This window comes from Streptomyces sp. NBC_01431, from assembly GCF_036231355.1.
Lineage (GTDB): Bacteria > Actinomycetota > Actinomycetes > Streptomycetales > Streptomycetaceae > Streptomyces.
In genome coordinates this window covers 760,385-781,582 of record NZ_CP109496.1, presented here as the reverse complement: position 1 = coordinate 781,582, position 21,198 = coordinate 760,385, and the positions used below count along the sequence as shown (strand labels likewise).

Annotated in this window: 19 protein-coding genes; 7 read left to right on the top strand and 12 right to left on the bottom strand. The window is 70.7% G+C overall.

The genetic code is table 11. From position 1 onward, the window contains the following. Positions 1–510: 510 nt before the first annotated feature. From adh to OG522_RS03785, 4 genes are all read right to left on the bottom strand, one after another. Positions 511–2,034, bottom strand: a complete 1,524-nt coding sequence (adh, locus tag OG522_RS03800; protein ID WP_329461481.1) for an aldehyde dehydrogenase — start codon at positions 2,032–2,034, stop codon at positions 511–513. 56 nt (positions 2,035–2,090) lie between these two features. Further along, positions 2,091–3,383 (bottom strand): GAF domain-containing protein, encoded by a 1,293-nt coding sequence (locus tag OG522_RS03795; protein WP_443074657.1) that lies wholly within the window; start codon positions 3,381–3,383, stop codon positions 2,091–2,093. Between the two features lie 86 nt (positions 3,384–3,469). Further along, the gene (locus tag OG522_RS03790; RefSeq protein WP_329461480.1) at positions 3,470–4,048 is read right to left on the bottom strand and encodes an N-acetylmuramoyl-L-alanine amidase; all 579 of its coding nucleotides are present in this window, start codon (positions 4,046–4,048) and stop codon (positions 3,470–3,472) included. Positions 4,049–4,064: 16 nt separating this feature from the next. Further along, the gene (locus OG522_RS03785) at positions 4,065–5,093 is read right to left on the bottom strand and encodes an acetamidase/formamidase family protein (RefSeq protein WP_329461479.1); all 1,029 of its coding nucleotides are present in this window, start codon (positions 5,091–5,093) and stop codon (positions 4,065–4,067) included. 448 nt (positions 5,094–5,541) lie between these two features. Here OG522_RS03785 and OG522_RS03780 point away from each other — a divergent pair, with 448 nt between their 5' ends. Then, complete coding sequence (locus OG522_RS03780) at positions 5,542–5,964, top strand: hypothetical protein (RefSeq protein WP_329461478.1); 423 nt, start codon at positions 5,542–5,544, stop codon at positions 5,962–5,964. A gap of 26 nt (positions 5,965–5,990) precedes the next feature. Here the strand turns inward: OG522_RS03780 and OG522_RS03775 are convergent, their stop codons facing one another. Both OG522_RS03775 and OG522_RS03770 read right to left on the bottom strand, forming a co-directional pair. Continuing rightward, positions 5,991–7,265 carry an SWF or SNF family helicase gene (locus OG522_RS03775; protein ID WP_329461477.1) on the bottom strand — a complete coding sequence of 425 codons (1,275 nt, stop codon included), beginning with the start codon at positions 7,263–7,265 and terminating at the stop codon, positions 5,991–5,993. Beyond that, positions 7,262–10,114 (bottom strand): SNF2-related protein, encoded by a 2,853-nt coding sequence (locus tag OG522_RS03770; RefSeq protein ID WP_329461476.1) that lies wholly within the window; start codon positions 10,112–10,114, stop codon positions 7,262–7,264. The genes OG522_RS03775 and OG522_RS03770 overlap by 4 nt, the downstream gene beginning before the upstream one ends. A 256-nt stretch (positions 10,115–10,370) precedes the next feature. Here OG522_RS03770 and OG522_RS03765 point away from each other — a divergent pair, with 256 nt between their 5' ends. The 3 genes from OG522_RS03765 to OG522_RS03755 all read left to right on the top strand — a co-directional run bounded on the left by OG522_RS03765 (position 10,371) and on the right by OG522_RS03755 (position 12,340). Continuing rightward, positions 10,371–11,432: a fatty acid desaturase family protein gene (locus OG522_RS03765; RefSeq protein WP_443074656.1), complete on the top strand. Its 1,062-nt coding sequence runs from the start codon at positions 10,371–10,373 to the stop codon at positions 11,430–11,432. A gap of 89 nt (positions 11,433–11,521) precedes the next feature. Beyond that, positions 11,522–11,704: a hypothetical protein gene (locus OG522_RS03760; protein ID WP_053724879.1), complete on the top strand. Its 183-nt coding sequence runs from the start codon at positions 11,522–11,524 to the stop codon at positions 11,702–11,704. Between the two features lie 84 nt (positions 11,705–11,788). Continuing rightward, complete coding sequence (locus OG522_RS03755) at positions 11,789–12,340, top strand: MOSC domain-containing protein (RefSeq protein ID WP_329461475.1); 552 nt, start codon at positions 11,789–11,791, stop codon at positions 12,338–12,340. A gap of 157 nt (positions 12,341–12,497) precedes the next feature. Here the strand turns inward: OG522_RS03755 and OG522_RS03750 are convergent, their stop codons facing one another. Next, positions 12,498–13,007 carry an SAM-dependent methyltransferase gene (locus tag OG522_RS03750; protein WP_329461474.1) on the bottom strand — a complete coding sequence of 170 codons (510 nt, stop codon included), beginning with the start codon at positions 13,005–13,007 and terminating at the stop codon, positions 12,498–12,500. Positions 13,008–13,243: 236 nt separating this feature from the next. Between OG522_RS03750 and OG522_RS03745 the strand changes: the two genes are divergently transcribed. After that, positions 13,244–14,164 (top strand): undecaprenyl-diphosphate phosphatase, encoded by a 921-nt coding sequence (locus OG522_RS03745; RefSeq protein WP_329461473.1) that lies wholly within the window; start codon positions 13,244–13,246, stop codon positions 14,162–14,164. 53 nt (positions 14,165–14,217) lie between these two features. Here OG522_RS03745 and OG522_RS03740 read toward each other — a convergent pair whose 3' ends face one another. From OG522_RS03740 to OG522_RS03725, 4 genes are all read right to left on the bottom strand, one after another. After that, a complete protein-coding gene (locus OG522_RS03740; protein WP_329461472.1) occupies positions 14,218–15,744 on the bottom strand; it encodes a DUF4429 domain-containing protein in 1,527 nt (508 codons plus the stop codon). 455 nt (positions 15,745–16,199) lie between these two features. Further along, positions 16,200–17,393, bottom strand: a complete 1,194-nt coding sequence (locus OG522_RS03735) for a hypothetical protein (RefSeq protein ID WP_329461471.1) — start codon at positions 17,391–17,393, stop codon at positions 16,200–16,202. Positions 17,394–17,485: 92 nt separating this feature from the next. After that, positions 17,486–17,752: a hypothetical protein gene (locus OG522_RS03730; RefSeq protein WP_329467470.1), complete on the bottom strand. Its 267-nt coding sequence runs from the start codon at positions 17,750–17,752 to the stop codon at positions 17,486–17,488. 446 nt (positions 17,753–18,198) lie between these two features. Continuing rightward, the gene (locus OG522_RS03725; RefSeq protein ID WP_329461470.1) at positions 18,199–18,720 is read right to left on the bottom strand and encodes a PadR family transcriptional regulator; all 522 of its coding nucleotides are present in this window, start codon (positions 18,718–18,720) and stop codon (positions 18,199–18,201) included. Positions 18,721–18,832: 112 nt separating this feature from the next. On the opposite strand from OG522_RS03725, the gene OG522_RS03720 reads away from it, so the two are divergent. After that, on the top strand, positions 18,833–19,591 hold the full coding sequence (locus tag OG522_RS03720; RefSeq protein WP_329461469.1) for an alpha/beta fold hydrolase: 759 nt from the start codon (positions 18,833–18,835) through the stop codon (positions 19,589–19,591). Positions 19,592–19,629: 38 nt separating this feature from the next. Here OG522_RS03720 and OG522_RS03715 read toward each other — a convergent pair whose 3' ends face one another. Further along, entirely contained in the window at positions 19,630–20,238 is a 609-nt protein-coding gene (locus OG522_RS03715) for a class I SAM-dependent methyltransferase (protein ID WP_329461468.1), read from the bottom strand. Positions 20,239–20,408: 170 nt separating this feature from the next. Here OG522_RS03715 and OG522_RS03710 point away from each other — a divergent pair, with 170 nt between their 5' ends. Continuing rightward, entirely contained in the window at positions 20,409–21,176 is a 768-nt protein-coding gene (locus tag OG522_RS03710) for an MHYT domain-containing protein (protein ID WP_329461467.1), read from the top strand. The last annotated feature ends 22 nt before the right edge of the window (positions 21,177–21,198 follow it).

Here is a 21,198-nt window from a genome sequence, read left to right as displayed (position 1 = left end):
CAAGCCCGAACCCCTCGAAGCCCTCCGCTATCCGTGAACGACTCGTCTGACGAAGGATCTTGACTGACCACCATACAGAACTCCGTCGGTTGGAGCAGCGCCAACGGATCACATCATGCCCCGCTTGCCCGCTCCACCGGGCGGGCTTGGCATGCTCAACCGGACAACGACCAGGACTCGCCCCGGAACCGGCCTGCTCCGACGGGTATCTTGGGTGACGCGACGATGGCGGGGAGTCAACCGCTAAATCGGGGAGTGCCCGTGCAAGCTGGGCGGCCCAACGAAAGCAGCCGCACAGGCCTCCTGGCGGCGCATGCGCCGTCGCGTGCACGATCTCGTCCCCGCGTCGGTCTTGGATGATCGCGAGATCGAATCCGGTCCGTGATCGGTCCGGGAGCCTTGCCAATTGACGCCCTGCAGTGTCGGATCGCTCCAGGGCGTCACGGACAGTTATCGCGGAGGTTGGGTTCCTGAAGCACAACGTTGGCTTCAGGAACCCAACTTCAGGTCCTAGAAGAACCCAAGCTTCTGTGGGCTGTATGAGCTAAGAATGTTCTTCGTCTGCTGATAGTGCTCCAGCATCATCTTGTGCGTCTCGCGTCCGATCCCCGACTGCTTGTAGCCGCCGAAGGCGGCATGCGCCGGGTAGGCGTGGTAGCAGTTGGTCCACACGCGGCCCGCCTGGATGGCGCGGCCCGCGCGGTAGGCCGTGTTCGCGTCGCGGGTCCATACGCCCGCTCCCAGGCCGTACAGCGTGTCGTTCGCCGTGCCGATCGCGTCGTCGAAGTCGGTGAACGAGGTCACCGCCACCACCGGGCCGAAGATCTCCTCCTGGAAGATCCGCATGCGGTTGTCGCCCTCGAAGATGGTCGGCTGGACGTAATAGCCGCCCGCCAACTCACCGTCGTATTCAATGCGGTGACCACCCGTCAGAATCTTCGCGCCCTCCTGCTGGCCGATGTCAAGATAGGAAAGGATCTTCTCTAGCTGGTCGTTGGACGCCTGGGCGCCGATCATGGTGTCGGTGTCCAGCGGGTGGCCCGGGACGATCCGTTCCGTGCGGGCGACAGCCGCCTCAAGGAACTCGCTGTAGTGGCCGCGCTGGATCAGGGCGCGGGACGGGCAGGTGCATACCTCGCCCTGGTTCAGGGCGAACATCGTGAAGCCTTCGAGGGCCTTGTCGCGGAAGTCGTCGTCCGCCGACCACACGTCGTCGAAGAAGATGTTGGGTGACTTGCCACCCAGTTCGAGGGTGACGGGCTTGATGTTCTCCGAGGCGTACTGCATGATCAGCCGCCCGGTGGTGGTCTCGCCCGTGAACGCGATCTTCGCGACGCGCGGGCTCGACGCGAGCGGCTTGCCCGCCTCCACGCCGAAGCCGTTGACGATGTTGACCACCCCCGGGGGCAGCAGATCCGCGACCAGGCTCATCCAGAAGTGGATCGAGGCCGGGGTCTGCTCCGCCGGCTTCAGCACCACAGCGTTGCCCGCGGCCAGTGCCGGGGCCAGCTTCCACACCGCCATCAGGATCGGGAAGTTCCACGGGATGATCTGGCCGACCACGCCGAGCGGTTCGTGGAAGTGATAGGCGATGGTGTCGTCGTCGATCTCGCTCAGCGAGCCCTCCTGAGCGCGCAGGGCGCCCGCGAAGTACCGGAAGTGGTCGATGGCCAGCGGGATGTCGGCGGCCAGCGTCTCGCGTACGGGCTTGCCGTTCTCCCAGCTCTCGGCGACCGCCAGCTCCTCCAGGTGCGCCTCCATCCGGTCCGCGATCTTGAGCAGGACGTTCGCACGGGCCTCCGGGGAGGTGCGCCCCCAGGCCGGTGCGGCGGCGTGCGCCGCGTCAAGGGCGAGCTCGACGTCCTCGGCGGTACCGCGGGCGATCTCGGTGAAGGGGCGGCCGTTGACGGGGCTCGGGTTCTCGAAGTACTGGCCGAGCCGTGGCGGCACGTACGCGCCGCCGATCCAGTTGTCGTAGCGGGACTGGAACGAGACGAGCGCGCCCTCGGTGCCGGGTGCTGCGTAACGGGTCATCTCCGTGGCCTCCCTCTGCCGCGCCGCCCGCCCTTGGGCGGCGCTCGCAGGGCAGGCTAGGGGTGGGAAGGTTGCAACCCCGTTGCGAGGCCCTGCTCGGCCGACAGTTCCCTCAACCTGGCCTGAACTGCGGTCTGTTGGCAGCTCGGAAGGGCGGCGGCCAGGGCCTGCCACACCGGGAGGTCGTCCTCGCCCCACGGGCTGTACGCCCAGTCGGCGAGCAGCCCCGGGTCGGCGCGCGCCAGGAGCGCGGCCCGCACCTGGCCGGCGAGGCGTCGGCGCAGGCGCACCACGGCCGGAGCCTGGGAGCCCGGAAGGAGCGGCCCGTAGTAGAACGTCATCGCCGCGGCCACCGCGCCCGACCCGAGCCGCCGGGCCACCGTGTCGAAGTCCGCGTCCACCGGGGCGGTTAGCCGGTAGGGGCGGGAGGCGAGGAGTTCGGGCCCCAACAGCCTTCGCAGCCTGGACAGTTCGGCGCGCAGCGTCACGGGGCTGACGGCCTCGTCCTCGTACAGCGCCACGAGCAGTTCGTCGCCGCTCAGGCCCTCGGGGTGGCGGGCGAGGAGGACCAGGATCTCGCTGTGGCGGCGACTGAGGCGCAGCTTGCGGCCGTCCGCGACCAGCAGTGCCTCGTCCCTGCCCAGCGCGCTGAGGCAGACCGCCTCACCGACGGGCGGCGGGGCGAGCAGGGCCAGTTCGCACTCGGCGGCCTTTGCCACGGCCTGGACGAAGCCCAGACTGTGCGGGTGGGCGAGGCCGTCGCCGCCGGTGAGGTCGACGGCGCCGAGCAGCCTTCCGGTACGCGGGTCGTGGACGGGGGCGGCGGCGCAGGTCCACCGCTGGACCGGCCGGCGGAAGTGCTCGGCCGTGAACACCTGGACCGGGCGGTCCTCGGCCAGGGCGGTGCCGGGCGCGTTGGTGCCCACGGCCGACTCGGCCCAGCGGGCACCGGGAACGAAGTTCATGCGTCCGGCCTCACCGCGGATCCGCGGATGCCCCTCGACCCACAGGAGGCGACCCTGCGCGTCGCACACGGCCGCCAGGTGCTCGCCATCCGAGGCGTACGCCCCGGTCAGCTCGCGTATCACCGGCATGGCGCGAGCCAGCGGGTGCCCGTCCCGGTATGCGAGGACGTCCTCCTCGTCCAGCTCCACACAGGCCGCCCCCTCCGGGCTGACGCGGGCCCGCGCGGAGCGCTGCCAGGACGCGGCCACCAGCGGACGCACCGGACGCACCACCCGTCCGGCCGAGGTGAACTGGTCGTGGGCAAGCCGGAGTCGACCGCTCAGCTCGGCCGGGTCGGACCCGGTTTCCAGGGCCACCCAGGACTCGTCGCGCCTGTCCGTCAACTCGGTCTCCCCGCACGCCGTATGGGCCGGTTCCCATCCTCGTCACCGTGTGAGCGTCCGGCAAGGAGCACGGAAGTAGCCATCATTCAGGCGAAGTTGACGAGCCTGATGTAGCGCACCCAGTCCCACTCGGGTCCCGGGTCGGTGTGATCGGTGCCGGGGACCTGGTAGTGGCCGATGATGTGCTCCCGGTCCTTCACGATGCCCCACCGGTCGCAGATCGAGGCCGTCAGCGCGGCCGACCGCTCGTACAGCGCGTCGGTGAAGTAGTCGGGCTGGTCGATCCAGCCCTCGTGCTCGATGCCGATGCTGCGGGTGTTGTAGTCCCAGTTCCCGGCGTGCCAGGCGATGTCGTGCTCCCGGACCATCTGTGCGATGTACCCGTCGGCGGAGCGCGTCACATAGTGCGCGGAGACCTTCTTCGCCGGGTTCTGGAAGATGTCGATGGTGTTCGCCCAGGTCTCCTGGGTCACGTGGATGACGACGTAGTCGATGGGGTACGCCGAAGGCCTGGTGGACGCCGTGTAGTTGGACGTCGACGCGGGCATCCAGTGCGCGCCCGGGTAGTCGGTGGTGCCGTTGGCCGCCTCCGCCTCGCCTGCCGGGAACAGGATTCCGGCGGCGATCGAAGCGGCGGTGCCCTGGAGGAGTCTTCTGCGGTTCATCGAGCGCATCCCTGAACTAGGCGTTGAATAACGGAAGTTGAGCTGCCATGTCGCGCAGGTGGCGGTGCAGCCCCCGGTGCGGCTCGCCCTGCCGGGGCAGCCATTCCTTGCGGATCTTGGCGACGCAGGTGTAGTTGGTGTCGCAGACATTGGCGAGCGGAGCCTCGCCCGCCTGGGACACCAACTGGTACGCGTCGAGCGCGGAGAGCCCGTAGTCGCGCTCCACCCAGCGCACCAGGTCCAGCTGTGAGATGCGGAAGGCGTCTTCGAGCGGGCGCGCCGATCCCGTCGCCATGATGTGCGTGTCGGACTCGATGCGCGGCCAGGGCGTCTCGACGCCCTTCAGGAGCTCGACCACGACCACCGTGTTCATGGCGCATTCGACGGCGACTCCGCACGTCTCGCCCTCACCCTGGCGGGCATGCCCGTCGCCGAGGCTGAACAGTGCACCTTCCACGTTGACGCCGAGGTAGCAGGTGACGCCCGCGCGCATCTCAGGGGTGTCCATGTTCCCGCCGTGTGCGTCCGGCACCAGCGCCGAGCGCACCTCCAGATTGGCCGGTGCCACGCCGACCGTGCCGTGCATCGGGTCCATCGGCAGCTCGACCTCGATGTCGCTCTCGCGGGCCCGGAACAGACAGGTGCCGCGGACCCGGTCGAGCTCCCACATCCACACCACCTCCGGCAGCGGCGGCTGGAGCGTCGCCGTCGTGTGCGTGGAGGTCAGCGCGCCGAACAGGGGGACGGTCGTCGAGGCGGCCCAGTCCCGGGCGGGCCGAATCGACACGAAGTGCACGGCGAGCGTGTCGCCGGGCTCCGCGCCCTCCACGTAGAAGGGCCCGGTCTGCGGATTGAGGAAGGGGAACTCGCAGACGCGGGAGACCAGATCGTGCTCGGAACGCACTCGTCCGGCGAAGCAGTCCTCGGTGTACAGATCGAGCACGGTCCCGGGCGCGATGCGGGCGACGGGCGGCGCGCCGCCGAACATCCAGGCGTACTCGCCCTCCTTGGGCCGCACGGTGAGAATCCGCGGATCGTCGCTCATCCTCGTAGCGCTCCTGTCTGCTCGTGGTCCCCATCGGGATCGATGAGGTGAACGCGGCCGGTCTGTGCCAGCCGGGGTAGCGGCGCGCCGGCACCACGCGGCTGCCGCCCGCGCAGGCCGGGCTCGCCGGAACGGAGGCGGCGACGGCCGCCGCGAGCGCCATCGCGGTGACGCTCTGGAAGAGGAACTCCCGCAGGCCGACGGCGTTCCGAGCCAGCCCGGTGCCCGTGCTCGTACTGGATCGCTCGGGCACCATCGGCCCCCTCTGTCCGTCAACGGGCAAGAATGTCGCGGTAGTTACCGTACGGTCCGGGGCGCGCGGGGTGGAAGGGGACGCCGTTTCGAGCGGCCTGTGAGCGGAACGTCGATGTGCTGTGGGCCGGTTGGTGAATTTTCCGTACAGGGGTCGCGGGATGCCCCCTTCCCGCCGATTCTGGAGGGTATGGCCATGCCGCCCGTACCGCCCAAGCCGCCCGGTCCGCCGTCCGGCGGAGGTTTCGGACCGCCGTCGGGGGGTGGGTTCGGGCCGCCGACCTGGCAGTCGCCGTCGCCACCGCCCCGGCCGCCGGGCAGGGGCGGTGGCCGGGGGCCGCTGATCGTCGTCGCGGTCGTCGTGGCGGTCGCGGCGATCGTCGCCATCGCGTTCGCGGTCACCCGATCCGGCGGCGACGGTAAGAGTCCCGCCGGCCCCACCCCGACTGCGAGCCCCACCCCGTCCCTGAGCCTGCCGAGCGGCTGGCCCACGTCGCTGCCCACCGGCTGGCCGACCGAACTACCGTCACTGCCAACGGAGTTGACGAGTGGATTCCCGACGGAACTCCCCAGCGGACTGCTGTCCGGGATCGCTGGGGAGGTGACGAACACGCGGTGAACGCCGCGACGCTCGGTCGCGCCGGTTCAATCGCCGCGCTCGCCCTCGGCAGCGGCGAACATCGACTCCAGCGCCGCCGCCGGATCCCGGTCTGCCGGACCCGCCGCGCCCCAGCGTCCGTGCTCCTTGCGGTAGGGCCACCACCGGCCGTCCGGGCCGAGCCGCAGTTGGGCGTCCCGGCCGGTCACCGTCCACCGGTTGCCGCCGGTCGCCCGCAGCGCCGGGCGCTCGCCCTCGGGCCAGGCGCGGTCGAGGCCCGCGACGGCCCGCGCCAGCTCCTCCGTCCCCGGAGTCCACTCCTCTTCCAGCACGCGGAGCGAAGCGACCCCGCCCAGTCGCCAGGCGTGTACGGCCGCCTCCAGGTCGGCGGGTCGCCGCCCCGACGCGCCGGCCAGCCGTGCGGAAATCCGGCGATCGAGGCAGTCGGCCGCAAGGCGGACGGTGTCCTGATCCACCGTCAAAGTGGGTTCAACGGGTTGTAGTTGGTGATCCTTGGCGAGCGCGTCCGCCAGTATGCGATGGGCTCGCGCCGCGGCATGGGCCGCCAGGAACTCCAGTGCCGCCGGATCGACCCCCGGCTCCGGCGCGGTCTCGGTGTCCAGATGGGCGGGCCCGTCCGGCTCCGGCGGCAGCGTCGGCGGCGCGGGCAGCGGCGGCACGATGTCCCGGGCCGCGAACGCCTCCTGGGCCGGTACGCCCTCCACTGCCGTCGGCTCACTCACGCAAGGCGCCGCGCTGAGCTCCTGCAAGGAGTCGAGCAGCGCCCGCTCGGTGCGGCCGCGCATCAGCAGCAGCACGAACGGGTCCTGGTCGAGCAGGCGCGCCACCTGGTAGCAGAGCGCCGCCGTGTGCGGGCAGTGGTCCCAGGCGTCGCATGTGCACGCCGGTTCCAAGTCGCCGATGGCGGGAAGGAGTTCGACGCCCGCGGTCGCCGCGTCCTCCACCAGGTGGGGCGGCATCTCGCGGTCGAGCAGCGCCGCGATGTGCCCGGCGCGCTCCGCGGCCATCTCCAGGAAGCGATCCCAGGCGGCGGCGTCCAGCTCCTGGAGGAGTACATCGCTGCGGTGCCGGGAGCCGTCCCGGCCCCGTACCACCGCCGTGATCCGGCCAGGGCGGACGGTGACCGCGCCGACCGCGCCCTCCCGCGCGAAGCGGCGCCCCTTCTTGAGCTGCTGCCCGTCGAGCGCGGTGTCCTCCAGGGCCTTCAGCCACGCCTGGCCCCACCAGCTCACGGCGAAGCCGCGCCCCGGCGCGGGCGGCAGCGGCTCGAAGGTGCGCTCGTCCTCGTACGTGTCGCTCATCGCCCGCTCCCTCGCAACGCCACCAGATCCGTCAGTTGCGCATCGGACAGCTCGGTCAGCGCGGACTCACCCGCGCCGAGCACGGCATCCGCCAACTCCCGCTTGCGGTCCAGCATCTCGGCGATCCGGTCCTCGACGGTGCCCTCCGCGATCAGCCGGTGGACCTGCACCGGGCGGGTCTGCCCGATGCGGTACGCCCGGTCGGTGGCCTGCGCCTCGACGGCGGGGTTCCACCACCGGTCGTAGTGGATGACATGACCGGCCCGGGTCAGGTTCAGACCCGTACCCGCCGCCTTCAACGACAGCAGGAACACCGGGACCTCACCGTCCTGGAAGCGTCGCACCATCTCCTCGCGCCGCTCCACCGGCGTCCCGCCGTGCAGGAACTGCGCCGGAACGCCGCGCGTCGCCAGATGCTCCTCGATGAGCCGCGCCATCTGCACGTACTGGGTGAAGACGAGCACCGACCCGTCCTCGGCGACGATGGTGTCGAGTAGCTCGTCGAGCAGCTCCAGCTTTCCCGAACGACCGCTGATCCTGGGGGAGTTCTCCTTCAGATACTGCGCCGGGTGGTTGCAGATCTGTTTGAGGGCGGTCAGTAGTTTCACCACCAGGCCCCGCCGCTCGAAGCCGTCGGCCGCGGAGATCTCGGCGAGCGTCTCGCGCACCACGGCCTCGTACAGACCGGTCTGCTCCGGGGTGAGGGAAACGGCGCGGTCGGTCTCGGTCTTCGGCGGCAGCTCGGGCGCGATGCCCGGGTCGGACTTGCGGCGGCGCAGCAGGAAGGGCCGGACAAGCCGGGAGAGGCGCTCGGCTGCTGCCGGATCGGAGCCGCTCTCAGCGGCGGCCGCGTATCGCGTACGGAACGTGCCGAGGCGGCCGAGCAGTCCGGGGGTGGTCCAGTCGAGGATCGCCCACAGTTCGGAGAGGTTGTTCTCCACCGGCGTGCCGCTGAGCGCGACGCGCGCGCGGCCCTCAATGGTGCGCAGCTGCCTGGCTGTCGCCGAGTACGGGTTCTTGACGTGCTGCGCCTCGTCGGTGACCACCATGCCCCACGACGTCCCGGCCAGCTTCGCGGCGTCCAGACGCATCGTCCCGTACGTGGTGAGCACGAACTCGCCGTCCAGCAGGGAGTCGAGTGAGCGCGAGGCGGCGTGGTAGCGGCGGACGGGGGTGCCGGGCGCGAACTTCTCGATCTCGCGCTGCCAGTTGCCCATGAGGGACGTGGGGCAGACGACGAGAGTGGGGCCTGCGGTCGCCGGATCGCTCTGGCGGTGCAGATGCAGCGCGATGAGGGTGATGGTCTTGCCGAGTCCCATGTCGTCGGCGAGACAGCCGCCGAGGCCCAACGAGGTCATGTCGGCAAGCCAGTTGAGGCCGCGCAGCTGATAGTCGCGCAACTGGGCGGTGAGCGCCGCGGGCTGCGCCACCGGCTGCTCGCGGTCCCCCTCGGGATCGGCGAGCCGGTCGCGCAGCCGGGCCAGCCAGCCGGTCGCCTCGACGTCGACGAGCCGCCCGTCGATCTCGGTCGAGCCGGTGAGGACCGCCGCGAGCGCGTCGACCGGGGTGACCTTGCGGTCCTGTGCCGCGTCGCGGGCGCGCCGGGCCTCCTGCGGATCGACGAGCACCCACTGGTCGCGCAGGCGCACCACGGGACGACTCGCCTCGGCGAGCCGGTCCAGCTCCGCTCGCGTCAACTCCGTCCCGCCCAGCGCGAACCGCCAGTCGAAGGCGAGCAGCGCGTCCGCCGACAGGACGGAAGGCGCCCCCGTCCCGAGCCGTTCCCGCGCCTGCTCCTGCGGGCCGATCACCGCGCGCGCCGTCAGCTTGCGCGCGAGCTCCTTCGGCCAGTGCACCTGGACGCCGATCGCGGCCAGCGTGCGCGAGGCCGCACCAAGCAGCTCGGCCGCCTCCTCGTCGGCCAGCTCGATCGCATCCGGAACGGCGGCCGAGAGCAGCGGGGCCAGCGGCGCCCAGGCGTGGGCCGCCCGGCGCAGCGCGAGCAGCGCGTCCATGCGGGCCCGCGGCCCGAACCGGCCGCCAGCGCCGGATTCGGCCCACACCTCGGCGGCATCGGCGACCAGCGCCGGATCGCTGACGCCGTGCATCTGGAGCACCGCGCGGAACACCGGCGCACTGTCCATAGCGGCCGAGGCGAGTCCCGGCAGCTCGACGCGCAGTGAGATCCGTACGCCCGCGTCGTGCCCGGCGGCAACCTCCGCGGCCCAGGCCCGCTGTTCGGGCAGCCGCCGCGGCTCGTCGGCGGCGAAGGCCGGCGAGCCGGTGGCCCGCGCCGCGCCGGGGGTGCGGGGCAGCCCGTCCGCGACCGCGTCGAGGAAGGCGCGCAGGAGTCGCTCGGGGTCGGCCAGCAACACAGGGCCGGCGGTGGTGTCGAGCGGGACTGCATGCGCCTCCGGCGGCATCGCCGCGGCCAGCTCGCGCACCTTGTCCAGCTCGTCGGCGCCGAGCGGGCCGACCCGCCACGCGTCGTGATCGCTCGGCGTGAGACCGGGCAACAGGAGCCCCCGGGCGGCGAGTTGGAGGGCGAGGAGCGCGGCGGAGCCCCAGAAGGCGGCCGGGCGCGAGGCCTCGGCCGAGGCACGGGCCCGGGTGAGCACGGGCAGCGCGTCCTGGACGGACAGCAGGAGGGCGGGTACGTCCTGGGGCGTGACGTCCGCGTCGACGACGGTCAGGTTCTCGACCGTGCCGGCCGCGGTCGGCGGCTCTTCGCCGTCGGGGTGCCAGAAGGCGACGCGGCCGGTGCGGGGCGGGTCCGCGGGCAGGAACGCCACGCGGCAGCGGGCGAGTTCGGCGAGCTGGGGCGGCGTGGGAACGGGGAGCCTCTGCACAGCGATAACGCATTCCTCAAATTTGACTACGTTGCCGGAGCGGCCGAGGGTACAGGAAGGACCGGCCGATCGGGAGCGTCACCGAGTGACCCAGATCACATGGATCCGCGTGGGTGGGGTCAGCACCACCGGTGATTGCGGGGGCAGGCCCCCGCCGCAGCACGGGTGGTGGCGCCATGGCCGTCAACAGGTGGCGATCCGTACGTTCAGTCAGGTCAGCGCAGGGAACTGCGGGGGACGACCGACCGGAGACGTCATGCCACAGGCCACCATGCCGCAGCCCGCCACGGGCCTCGGCGCCCCTGCCGAGCCGCGGGCGGGCAGTGAGTTCGCGCCCCTGCTCAAGACGGTGAAGGGCCAGGGTCTGCTCGACCGCCGCACCGGCTGGTACGCCGTCCGCATCGTGCTCAACCTGCTGGCGCTGGCCGCGACGGTCACCGCGATGGCGCTCACCGGCGACACCTGGTGGACCCTGCTGTACGCGGTGCCGCTCTGCGTGCTCTGGGCTCGCACCGCCTTCTTCGGCCATGACGCCGGCCACGCCCAGATCACCCGTGGCAAGGGCGCGGGCCGGTTCATCGGCCTGCTGCACAGTGATCTGCTCCTCGGGATGAGCTACGCCTGGTGGAACGACAAGCACAACCGCCACCACGCCAACCCCAACCACATCGACAAGGACCCGGACGTCGGCGTCGGCGCCCTCGTCTGGACCCAGAAGCAGGCCGAACGCCGCGAAGGCCTCGCCCGCTGGCTCACCCGCAATCAGGCCGGGCTCTTCTTCCCGATGCTGCTCCTGGAAGGCATCGCCCTGAAGGTGTACGGATTCCAGGACCTCAAGCGGCAGCCGCCGCGCGAGCGGGCCGTGGAGGCCCCCCTCCTGATCCTCCACCTCGCCGGCTATGTGGCGCTGCTCCTGACCGTCATGTCCCCGGGCAAGGCGCTGGCCTTCGCCGTGCTGCACCACGCGCTGTTCGGCCTGCACCTCGGCATGACCTTCGCCCCCAACCACAAGGGCATGGAGATGCCCGACCCGGACGACCCCGGCCACGCGGCCTGGGGGCATCTGCGCCGCCAGGTCCTCACCTCGCGCAACGTACGCGGTGGCCCGGTCACCGACTGGCTCCTGGGCGGTCTGAATTACCAGATAGAGCACCATCTGTTCCCGAACATGCCGCGCCCGCACCTCCGGCTCGCCCAGCCGATGGTCCGCGCCCACTGTGCCGCCCTGGGCATCCCGTACGCCGAGACCTCGCTGACCGACTCCTACCGCCAGGCCCTGGAGCACATGCGCGAGGTCGGCGCACCACTGCGGAAGTGACGCATAGTGGAAGCAGGTGGAACCAGGGGGCGCCGCCGCGCGTTCCCTGGGCAGAGCGGCAGATCGCCGCGAGGAGGAAGGCGACGGACATGTCCAAGCGCGCGATGATCGCCGCCGGAGGAGTGGTGGCGGGGCTCATTCTGATCCCGCTGATCGGATTCTGGCTGGCCCTGCTGGTCCTGATCGGGGTCCCCGTAGCGGCCTATCTGATGCTGGACCCGAGCCAGCGGCGGAGGCTGCGGCACATATCCCGCAAGGAGCTCGGGCGCTAGCAGCTGCTCTGACCTGCCGGGATAGGCTCAGGACCGATCTTGGGTTTCGGCCATCATGAGTACGGCAGAGGGGAGCTCGGCGCGATGAGCGGGACGAGTGGGACGGTCACGGCGGTCAGCAGCAATGGTGAGTACTCCTTCACGAAGCCGAACCGGGACAGCATCAGACTGCTGGCCGGGCTCGGGGTGGAAGGTGATGTACACGCGGGTGTGACGGTCAAGCACCGCTCACGCGTCGCCCAGGACCCGACGCAGCCGAACCTGCGCCAGGTCCACCTGATCCACGAGGAGCTCTTCGGGGAGGTGGCCGAGCAGGGCTTCGAGGTCGGTGCCGGACAGCTCGGCGAGAACGTGACGACGGCGGGCATGGACCTCCTCGGCCTGCCCACCGGCACCCTGCTGCGCATCGGCGCCGAGGCGGTCGTCGAGGTGACCGGCCTGCGCAACCCGTGCCTCCAGATCGACGCCTTCCAGGACGGGCTGCTCAAGCAGGTCGTTGGCCGTGACGAGGACGGCACGATCGTGCGCAAGGCCGGCATCATGAGCGTGGTCCGCGTGGGCGGCGAGATCCGCCCGGGAGACACGATCACGGCCGAACTGCCGCAGGGGCCGCACCGGCCGCTGGAGCGGGTGTGAGCACTGGCTTGCTGTGTAGCTGAGCGTCAACTGGCCCTGGTGGCAGGCGAGTTGAGCTGACGGGGGCGGGGCGTGGGTCGAACGTGCCATGGCGGGGCGCCGGGGAGGCGTGGCCCGCGCCCACCCTCCGCCCGGAGTGCGAGGCGGTCCGCGCCTCTCACTCGTAGTAGTCCCGCATCAGCTCCACCGACCACGGAGGCTGCACGGTCTCGCCCCGCGGGCCGAACTCGGCGAGATACGGCTTGATGTCGAGCACCGGGGTGCCTTCCACCGCGTCGAGCCCGGCGACCTGCACATCGAGCCCGTCGACAGCGAGGACGCGGCAGCGCGAGACGCCGAGCCGGTTGGGGCGGTTCTTGCCGCGCTGGGCGAAGATGCCGACCAGCGGCCAGTCGGGGTTGCCGCGAGGGCGCCGGGCGCCGGACTCGATCTTCTCGGGGGCGACCCGGTCGAAGTGGAAGACGACTTCGAGATGGGAGAAGTCCATGAGCCCGTACAGGGCCTCGGGCCCGAACTGCTCGCCGTCGAGCCGGATCACGGCGGTCTCGCCGCCCCAGTGATCATCGGCGACCTCGCCCCGCCCGCCGACCACCCATCCCACAGGCCGACAGACGACATCCACTGCGCCGTCGCCCGCGACGTTGCCCTCAACGCCCTTGTCCGTCATGCGTGTTCCTCCCGGCAGCCGTGCTCTTGATCGAAGTGAACACCGGGGGCGGACGGTAAACAAGGCGATTCAGAACGCGGGTCCGCCCCGGCGTCGATGAACGTCAGGCGGCGACGAGTTGAACACTTCCGCCCGTCGGAACTCACCTTCCACAGCGTGTAGTAGCTTCGCCAGGCCGCGCTTTGTCCTGCGCGCGCTCCCACGTCAGGGACCCGTTCACGCACCGAAAGCCGTCGATGTCTGTTCTGACCTACCCGGAAGCAATAGGCGTCGGCCTGCTCCAAGGCGTCACCGAACTGTTCCCCGTGTCCAGCCTCGGCCACAGCATCCTGCTGCCCGCGCTGCTCGGCGGACACTGGAAGCACGACCTCGACGTGTCGGCCGACGGATCGCCGTACCTGAACGTTCTGATCGGGCTGCACCTGGCCACCGCGCTCGCGCTCGTCGTCTACTTCCGCCGGGACTGGGTCCGGGTGATACGCGGTCTGGTCAGCTCGATACGTGAGCGCCGCGTCGTCACGGTCGAGCAGAAGCTGGCGTGGCTGCTCATCGTGGCCACGATTCCGGTCGGGGTGGCCGGCCTGGCGCTCGACCACCTCTTCCGTTCCACGCTCGGAAAGCCCATCCCGACCGCGGTCTTCCTCGCCCTCAACGGCATCGTGCTCTACCTCACCGAGCAGCTGCGCCGGGGCGGTACGGGGCGCCGCCGCGCGGGCGCCTCGGTGGCGCCGGGCGAAGAGCACCTGGACCCCGACGAACTCTCGGACCGGCGCCTGACCCAGCTCACGTACCGTCAGGTCGTCTGGATCGGCGCCGCCCAGATCCTCGCACTCTGCCCCGGCATCAGCCGCTCCGGCTCCACGATCAGCGCGGGCATCTTCCGCGGTCTCTCCCACGAGGACTCCGCCCGCTTCGCCTTCCTGCTCGCCACGCCCGTCATCGCGGCCGCCGCCCTGCTGAAGGTGCCGTCCCTGCTCGGCCCGGCGGGCGACGGGATCCGCGGCCAGGTCCTGGCGGGCAGCGCAGCCGCCTTCGTCGCCGGGTACGTCGCCGTCCGCTTCCTCACGAAGTACTTCGAGACCCGAACCCTGACCCCGTTCGCCATCTACTGCACACTCGCCGGCCTCGGCAGCCTGGCGTGGCTGACGGTGGGGTGAGAGGGAGTGGGAGGGGGCCGACCGGCGTCAGCCGCCGCTTTCTCCGCAAACGGTCACGGTTGAAGGGGCCGCTGCTCGCGGTGTGCCTTGGCTGACTTCTCACACTCCGTGATGACCATCCTGGGCCCGTTTTCCCAGATGGCCAACCCGAGAGTCAGGAACGCAGAGAATTCCTCCGCCAGCTGGCCGAGCAGCAGGCCGGATATCTTCTGCCGGTTCGAGACCGGAAGAAGCACGCTCTTGCCCCCTGTGGCGTTCTCTACGCTGAGGAGCTTGACGAATGCCCATTCCTTGTTGTTGTGCGTCCCTTTGAAGACAACGCGCTGGGTGGTCACGATGGCTTGTCCTCGGTCGGTCGGCGTTTGAACCTCGGGGCCCGGTACGTATTGGCGGTTGGAGACCCCGACGCGAAAGGACAGCCCTTTGGCGACCTTCACCCGGACACCGGAGGAACCGCCGGCGTAGTGCCCCGGGCGTCGCCGAGGTTCGATCAGTGACGCTTGACCGGTCCAGAGAGCGGTTTCATTCGCTTTGAGAATGATGAGAGCGGGTGTCGAGGCTGTGCAAGCCGTGCCCGCGGAAGCCGCGCCCGCTCGGCAGGCGGCGGCGACGATCTCGTCCAGTAACTGCTGATCTTCCTCCCAACTCGCCAATTCCTTCTGGTACTCCTTTGTGGCACGGCGGGCGTCACGTCGCTCTTTGCGTGTGGGCGAGGGGGAGCGATCCGAGACGGCTGCCAGGGGCGGCCCTGGTTCTGGGTCGGTGTTTGCGCTGGCGGGTTCTGCCCATGTGGGAACGCTGCGCACTGCTTGCCGTGGAGCACTGGTGAGGCAGGCGGGTTGCTGCTCGTCACGGCTCGCCACCGGGGGGTCGGGCGTGGGGAGCGGCTCCGCCTGGGTGTGGGCCCCAGCCCTGTGGGCTCGTGTGAGAACGGCTGCCCCGAGAATCGCGTAGGCCTGTGAACGGTCCGCGTTGAGCAGTAGCGTGTTGACATCGGTCTTCGGCGTGATCGGCTGCGCGACCAGTGCGCCTGCAAGGGCGAAGTGCAGCCAACCCGTAAGCCCAGGGTGATGTACGCGAACGTCGGCGATCGCGTCCAGGGGAATGGCCCGACGAGCCGTATGACGCTTCTCCTGTGAAGCCAGGCGACCAAACTGCAGTACCACTGTCTCCCCGTCGAAGGAGACACGTCCATCGGTCCCCGACACCTCCATCGGCAGGTCGCCGCTCTCAACCCGGGGAGTGCCGTGAGCACCAGCGACCGGCAGGCCTTCAGCCAAGCGGGCGCGGATCACCCCGGCGAACGCCGCTGCCTCCACAGCCCGGCCCAGGGGAATGACCAGGGTGTCGGGGTCAGTCCCCGGTCCGGGATCAGGCTCCTTGAGTAGCGGACGCAGCGGATCCGAACCGGGAACGATCAGGAGCTGAAGAGACCCGCGGCGTCGGCCCGTTGGCGGCTCATAGCGCACGCCGGTCACCGCCGAGAGCGGGAAACGGCGGATCCGAAGCGCGGCCTTGAGTGGATCACCGAGCCGACCCACCGAGAACCTCAGCTCCAGTGAATCGGGGTGGAGCGTCATCGTGCCATCTTCGCCACGAAGTTCGTTAGTGCTGATTCGCACGCTGGTCGCCCCGGCAGACACAGCTGCGACGGCCGGGGAGAGGGTAGTTGGAGGGAGCGTGAGTGCGGTCTGTGGCGGTAGGTCGTCGGTCCATACCCAGAATGGCCAGTTGCCCGGTGCCGACGGCCAGCTCGGGTCAGGACGCCAATCCGGCGGCGGTGAGAAGTTCTGCGGCGCGGAGGGCCACCCTGGTGCGGGGTTGAATCTCCATGGCACTCTCCCACCCCCTTTCATACAGCTTGCAGCGAGGTAACTTGCCACCGTCATTTCTACTCGGTTCACCCGCCCGCGGCATCACGAACGCACAAGCTGCGGCGGGTTCTCCCACCGTGCCCTGTCAGATGCCCTGTTGGGCAGGCGGGACACCAAGGGCGGGGGCTCCGAAGCGAAGTGGGCCTCCAGGGCTCCCGGGCTCAGGACGGACGTACGGCCATCGCGTCCAGTGCTTCCAGGAGCGCGGGAAGTCTGGATCCGCGGCCCACCGGGTGCACCTCGCCGGGGTCGTCGTCGAACAGGACGAACGCCATGTCGTCGGTCCTGGCGACGAGGGACCATCCGGGGCCGTCGGCACGCAGCGTCCGGGCGCCGCCCGGCGCGAACGCGGACCGGACCCGGCCGACCGGGGGTGGCGACTCAAGGTAGCCGCCCACCTCCTCAAGCACCCGCTGGACCCCCAAGGCCCGAGGGCCTACCGCCCCCTCCTCGCCGCGTACGCCGTCGTCGCCTTCTCTATCCGATCCCGCTCCGGACGCTGCGGGCTCCTCGGATACCGCGGGCTTGTTGCCCCGGGCGGCATCGCTGGATCCCTCGGGCGCCTTGAAGCCGGCGGAAACTTCGGAGCCTTCGGAGTCTTCGGGAACTTCCGAGCCCTGGGACCCCTGGGATCCCTCGGAGCCCTCGGGAGCCTTCACGCCCTCGGATCCGTCGGGAGCCTTCATGCCCTCGGGCCCATCGGCCCCCCGGGGTCCTCCGGATTCCCCGGACCCTCCGGCTTCGCCCGACTCTCCGGAGGATCCGGACCCTCCGGCCTCGCCGGACCCTCCGGCGGCTTCGGGACGTTCGGCCTCGTCGGGTTTCCCCGCGTCGGCCTCCGGCAAGAACGCGTCATCGCTCAACTGCTCGCGCCACGCCGTCCATTGGAGTGCGATCATGTCCGCGCCCAGGCGGCGTTGGGCCGGGCCCCAGGTGCTGGTGTCGGGGGGTGTGAGCGGGGGCGGGTCCTCGGGGCCGGGGGCGGGGTCGTGCGGAGCGGGTACGTCAGGTGCCGCGACGGCCAGTTCCACCGGCCAGCCCGGTAGCGCCGCCACCACCGTGCGCTCGTCAGGCGACAGGTCGTACTCCATTCCGCAGTCCCAGGACGCGATCGCCACCGCCACCAGCGACACGTCGTCGATGACCACGGTCCAGCGGGCGCCCGCGCCGTCCTGGCCGAGCACGAGGCCGTAGCCCTGGGCGTACGGCCCCAGGCCGAGCGCCGCGCACGCCTCGGGGTAGTCGTCGCCGAGCACGCTGGGGAACTGCGCGGGCGTCAGCAGCATCGCCGTGAGCACGTACAGCGCGTCATCTGCGGCGGTTGCGGCCGCTTCGGCCTCGTCCGTCCCGGTCACGGAATCCTCCCCTTCGGTTCGCTCGTCGGCGCACCTTAACCACCCGGTAACGCAGACGTCGAGGGCCAGGAACCCGATCCATGGCACGCCTTTCAGGCGGCCGGTAGTCCCATCAGCTCGTCGGCGACCGCGCGCGGGGTCTCTCCGCGGTCGCGGGCCAGGACGATCACCGCCCGGCAGGCGAGCTCGCGCACGCCGAACGACAGCGCTTCCGGCGACACCCAGCCCGCCGCCTCCTCCATCGCGTCCTGGTCGTCCTCCGCGCACGCCGCGACGTACGCGGCCGCCGCCTCGAAGATGTTGTGTTGGCGATCGGCGGCCGGTTGTGAACGGGCCGGCTTGCGGAATCTCCCGAACATCGGGACCACCTTCCCCTGGGCGGCCGACCGCGGGGCGGCGACGCCGAACTCGGAAACGCTCATTGCCAACGTAGGGTTGGAGCTCCGTCGGCAGATAGGGGGCAGCGTTGAATCGTTCCGGACCGGCTGCGTCGAATCCAACTCCGTGATCCTGAACGGGACTTCCGCGCGATCCACCCGATCGCGGCAGCTCTGGTGACGACTCGCTGCTCCGCCCCTTCCGCTACACCCCGCCGCCCCGCCCCGCGGCGCCCCCGCGCCTGCGGGCCCGCACCGTACACCTGCTCCCGCCGCGCCCCACTACGCGCGCCAGAACTCAGAGGTCAAGGGTTTACCCGGGCAGGTATCGCGTGCCAGCGCTCGGCACGTTTCCGGTTTCCGGCGACGCACGCGGCGGCCCCGAACCGCCTCTGCGGGGCCCGGCCGACGCGTCCGAGTGGGCGGCATCAGTGAAGTGAACGCAGCGTGGTGCGGAGCCACTTGAGCTCCGCCGCGCTGGTGGCGCGGGCGATCGTGAGGATGCCCCGGCGGAACGGATCGTCCAACTCCTCTGCCGCGACAGGGCGTTCACCGTCGTAGAAGAAGCTCGCCGGTTCTTCGAGGAACGTGAGCCTGCGCCGCAGCACCTGGGCCTGTCGTGCCGGGTCGGGCAGATGGCGCAGGAAGGCGAGCAGGGTGAACCAGCGGTTCTCGTCGGTGATGTCCAAACGGTCCGGCTCCGCGAGTCGGTCGAGCAGATCCTGGCGGCCCGCTGCGGTCAGGGTGAGCACGTGCCGAGGAGCGGCCGCCGCCCCCGGCTGGGTTTCGCGCGCGAGCAGCCCGGCCTTCTCCAGGCGTTTGATCGCCGGATAGAGCGTGCTCTCGCCGACCGGGCGCACATGGCCGGTGAGCGCGGTGATGCGCTTGCGCAGCTCGTAGCCGTGCAGCGGCGCTTCGTACAGGAATCCCAGGATGGCGAGTTCGAGCATGTTCACATCCTGCCGCATTCTGCCGCATCGGCGCGGTACAACGATGGCGTAGTACTACGCTACCGATGTATGGTCCACCTCGAAGGAAGCAACCACGACAGGGGAGTGAGTCATGCGGCAGGCGGAGTTCGAAGGGCGGGGCAGCCGGATCCGGTGGACGGAGACCGAGGGGGAGGGGCCCGCGCTCGTGTACGTACACGGCCTGGGCTCCATGTCGGCCGTCTACCACGCGCACATCGCCGCGTATCCGGCGCTCGCGGGCCGACGCCAGCTCTTCGTGGATCTTCCGGGGCACGGCATCAGTGACCGTCCCGCCGACTTCGGTTACAGCCTGGAGGATCACGCCGGCGCCCTCGCGGCGGCCCTGGACGCGGCCGGGGTCGTCGGGGCGGAGCTGGTCGCGCACAGCATGGGCGGCGCGGTCGCCATCGTGCTCGCCGACCGGCGCCCCGACCTGGTGGCGCGGCTCCTGCTGACCGAGGCCAACCTCGACCCCAACCCGGTGCCGACGGCGGGCAGCAGTGGAATCGCCACCTACGGGGAGGACGAGTTCGTGCACGGCGGGGGCTTCGCCGCGGTGCTCGCGCGCGTCGGCCCGCTGTGGGCGGCGACCATGCGTCTCGCCGACCCGCTGGGCCTGCACCGCACCGCCCGCGGCCTCGTGCGCGGTACGGAGCCGACGATGCGCGAGCTCCTGATGAAGCTGCCGGTCGAGCGCACCTACCTGGTGGGCGGCCGCGACGACGAACTGCCCGGCCGCGCCGAACTCGTCGCTTCCGGCGTCCGGGTCGTGACGATCGCGGACGCCGGCCACAACATCATGTTCGACAATCCGGCGGCGTTCGTGCGTGAGGTGAGTGGGCGGGTCTGAGTCGCCGACCGCTCACCCGCCCGCGCCGCCCCGCGCCCTCACCCCTCGCGTACTGCCACCGCCAAGTACCGCCGGTCCTCGTCCGCGTACGACACCAGGTGCCAGCCCGCCGAGGCGAGCAGGGGGCGCAGTCGGGGCTCCGCGCGTAGGTCGTCGTCGGTGATCTGACGGCCTTGCCGGGCGGCCAGCGCGGCGCGGCCGATGGGGTGGAACAGCGCGAGGCGGCCGCCGGGACGCGTGATCCGGGCCAACTCCCGCAGGTTCTCGGCTGGTTGGGACAGGTGTGAGATCAGACCGGCGCCGAACACCACGTCCACCGAAGCGCTGCGCAACGGCAGCCGGCCGACATCGGCACGCAGCAGAACGCCGTCTTGGTCGCGCCCGTTGCGCACCGCTTCGGTGAGCATCTCGGGGGTGAGGTCCGCGCCGAGGATGGTTCCCTTGGCGCCCACCGCCGCGCGCAGCGGCGGCAGTGCGCGGCCCGTGCCGCAACCGGCGTCGAGGACGACATCGCCCTGCGCGAGCCCGAGTTCCGCGACGGCCGCGGCGTACGCCGGACCGTCGTCGGGGAACTTGCGGTCCCAGTCGGCCGCGCGCGCGGCGAAGAATTCCTGAACCTGTGTGTGATCCCTGTGATCTACGGCCATGCTCCCATGATCCCTCACAGGTCCTCCGATCTCGCAGTGGCTGAAACTCGACTGCTGCGCGCATGTTCGAACAGGGCACGATCGTCCTGGAACTTTTCTTCGTCATATTTCAGCGGCTTTCGAAATGCGCCCCCGCCGTGCGCCCCCTGTCGGGCTAGCGTCCCTGGGCCATGGGACACCTGGACCACGCCGCCTTCGGCTGGCTGACACCCGTGCTGTCGTACGCGATGGCCTGTATAGGCGCCGCCCTCGGGCTGCGCTGTACCGTCCGCGCCCTGGGCGCGAGCGGCCGCTCCCGGCGCAACTGGCTGATCACCGCCGCGTCAGCCATCGGCAGCGGCATCTGGACCATGCACTTCGTCGCGATGCTCGGCTTCGCCGTCACCGGCACCGACATCCGCTACAACGTGCTCCTGACCATCCTGAGCCTGCTCGTCGCCATGGTCGTCGTCGGAGCCGGGGTCTTCGCCGTCGGCTACGGCAAGGACCGCACCCGCTCCCTCCTGCTCGGCGGACTCGCCACGGGACTCGGCGTCGCCGGTATGCACTACCTCGGCATGGCGGCTCTGCGGCTGCACGGAACGGTCCACTACGACCCGGTGCTCGTGGCGCTCTCCGTCGTCATCGCCGTGGTCGCGGCGACCGCCGCGCTGTGGGCCGGACTCAACATCAAGGCCCCCGTCGCCGTGGCCGTCGCCTCCCTGGTGATGGGCGCGGCCGTCAGCAGCATGCACTACACGGGGATGATCGCGGTGAGCGTGGACGTCACGCCGAGCGGCGCCGCACTGCCCGGGGCCACGGCGATGCAGTTCATCTTCCCCCTCGCCGTCTGCCTCGGGTCCTACCTCTTCATCACCGCTGCCTTCGTCGCACTCTCCCCGTCGGCCCGCGAACGCGCCGACTACGCGTCCGCCGAACTACTCGCCCCGGCCCCCTGACCCCATCCGCGCCGCGACCGGC

What these genes read in the sequence shown, in the direction of transcription:
- adh (WP_329461481.1), bottom strand. Translation starts at nt 2,034, where the DNA reads ATGACCCGTTACGCAGCACCCGGCACCGAGGGCGCGCTCGTCTCGTTC.
- OG522_RS03790 (WP_329461480.1), bottom strand. Translation starts at nt 4,048, where the DNA reads ATGAACCGCAGAAGACTCCTCCAGGGCACCGCCGCTTCGATCGCCGCC.
- OG522_RS03785 (WP_329461479.1), bottom strand. Translation starts at nt 5,093, where the DNA reads ATGAGCGACGATCCGCGGATTCTCACCGTGCGGCCCAAGGAGGGCGAG.
- OG522_RS03780 (WP_329461478.1), top strand. Translation starts at nt 5,542, where the DNA reads ATGCCGCCCGTACCGCCCAAGCCGCCCGGTCCGCCGTCCGGCGGAGGT.
- OG522_RS03775 (WP_329461477.1), bottom strand. Translation starts at nt 7,265, where the DNA reads ATGAGCGACACGTACGAGGACGAGCGCACCTTCGAGCCGCTGCCGCCC.
- OG522_RS03765 (WP_443074656.1), top strand. Translation starts at nt 10,371, where the DNA reads ATGCCACAGGCCACCATGCCGCAGCCCGCCACGGGCCTCGGCGCCCCT.
- OG522_RS03760 (WP_053724879.1), top strand. Translation starts at nt 11,522, where the DNA reads ATGTCCAAGCGCGCGATGATCGCCGCCGGAGGAGTGGTGGCGGGGCTC.
- OG522_RS03755 (WP_329461475.1), top strand. Translation starts at nt 11,789, where the DNA reads ATGAGCGGGACGAGTGGGACGGTCACGGCGGTCAGCAGCAATGGTGAG.
- OG522_RS03750 (WP_329461474.1), bottom strand. Translation starts at nt 13,007, where the DNA reads ATGACGGACAAGGGCGTTGAGGGCAACGTCGCGGGCGACGGCGCAGTG.
- OG522_RS03745 (WP_329461473.1), top strand. Translation starts at nt 13,244, where the DNA reads ATGTCTGTTCTGACCTACCCGGAAGCAATAGGCGTCGGCCTGCTCCAA.
- OG522_RS03740 (WP_329461472.1), bottom strand. Translation starts at nt 15,744, where the DNA reads ATGACGCTCCACCCCGATTCACTGGAGCTGAGGTTCTCGGTGGGTCGG.
- OG522_RS03730 (WP_329467470.1), bottom strand. Translation starts at nt 17,752, where the DNA reads ATGTTCGGGAGATTCCGCAAGCCGGCCCGTTCACAACCGGCCGCCGAT.
- OG522_RS03725 (WP_329461470.1), bottom strand. Translation starts at nt 18,720, where the DNA reads ATGCTCGAACTCGCCATCCTGGGATTCCTGTACGAAGCGCCGCTGCAC.
- OG522_RS03720 (WP_329461469.1), top strand. Translation starts at nt 18,833, where the DNA reads ATGCGGCAGGCGGAGTTCGAAGGGCGGGGCAGCCGGATCCGGTGGACG.
- OG522_RS03715 (WP_329461468.1), bottom strand. Translation starts at nt 20,238, where the DNA reads ATGGCCGTAGATCACAGGGATCACACACAGGTTCAGGAATTCTTCGCC.
- OG522_RS03710 (WP_329461467.1), top strand. Translation starts at nt 20,409, where the DNA reads ATGGGACACCTGGACCACGCCGCCTTCGGCTGGCTGACACCCGTGCTG.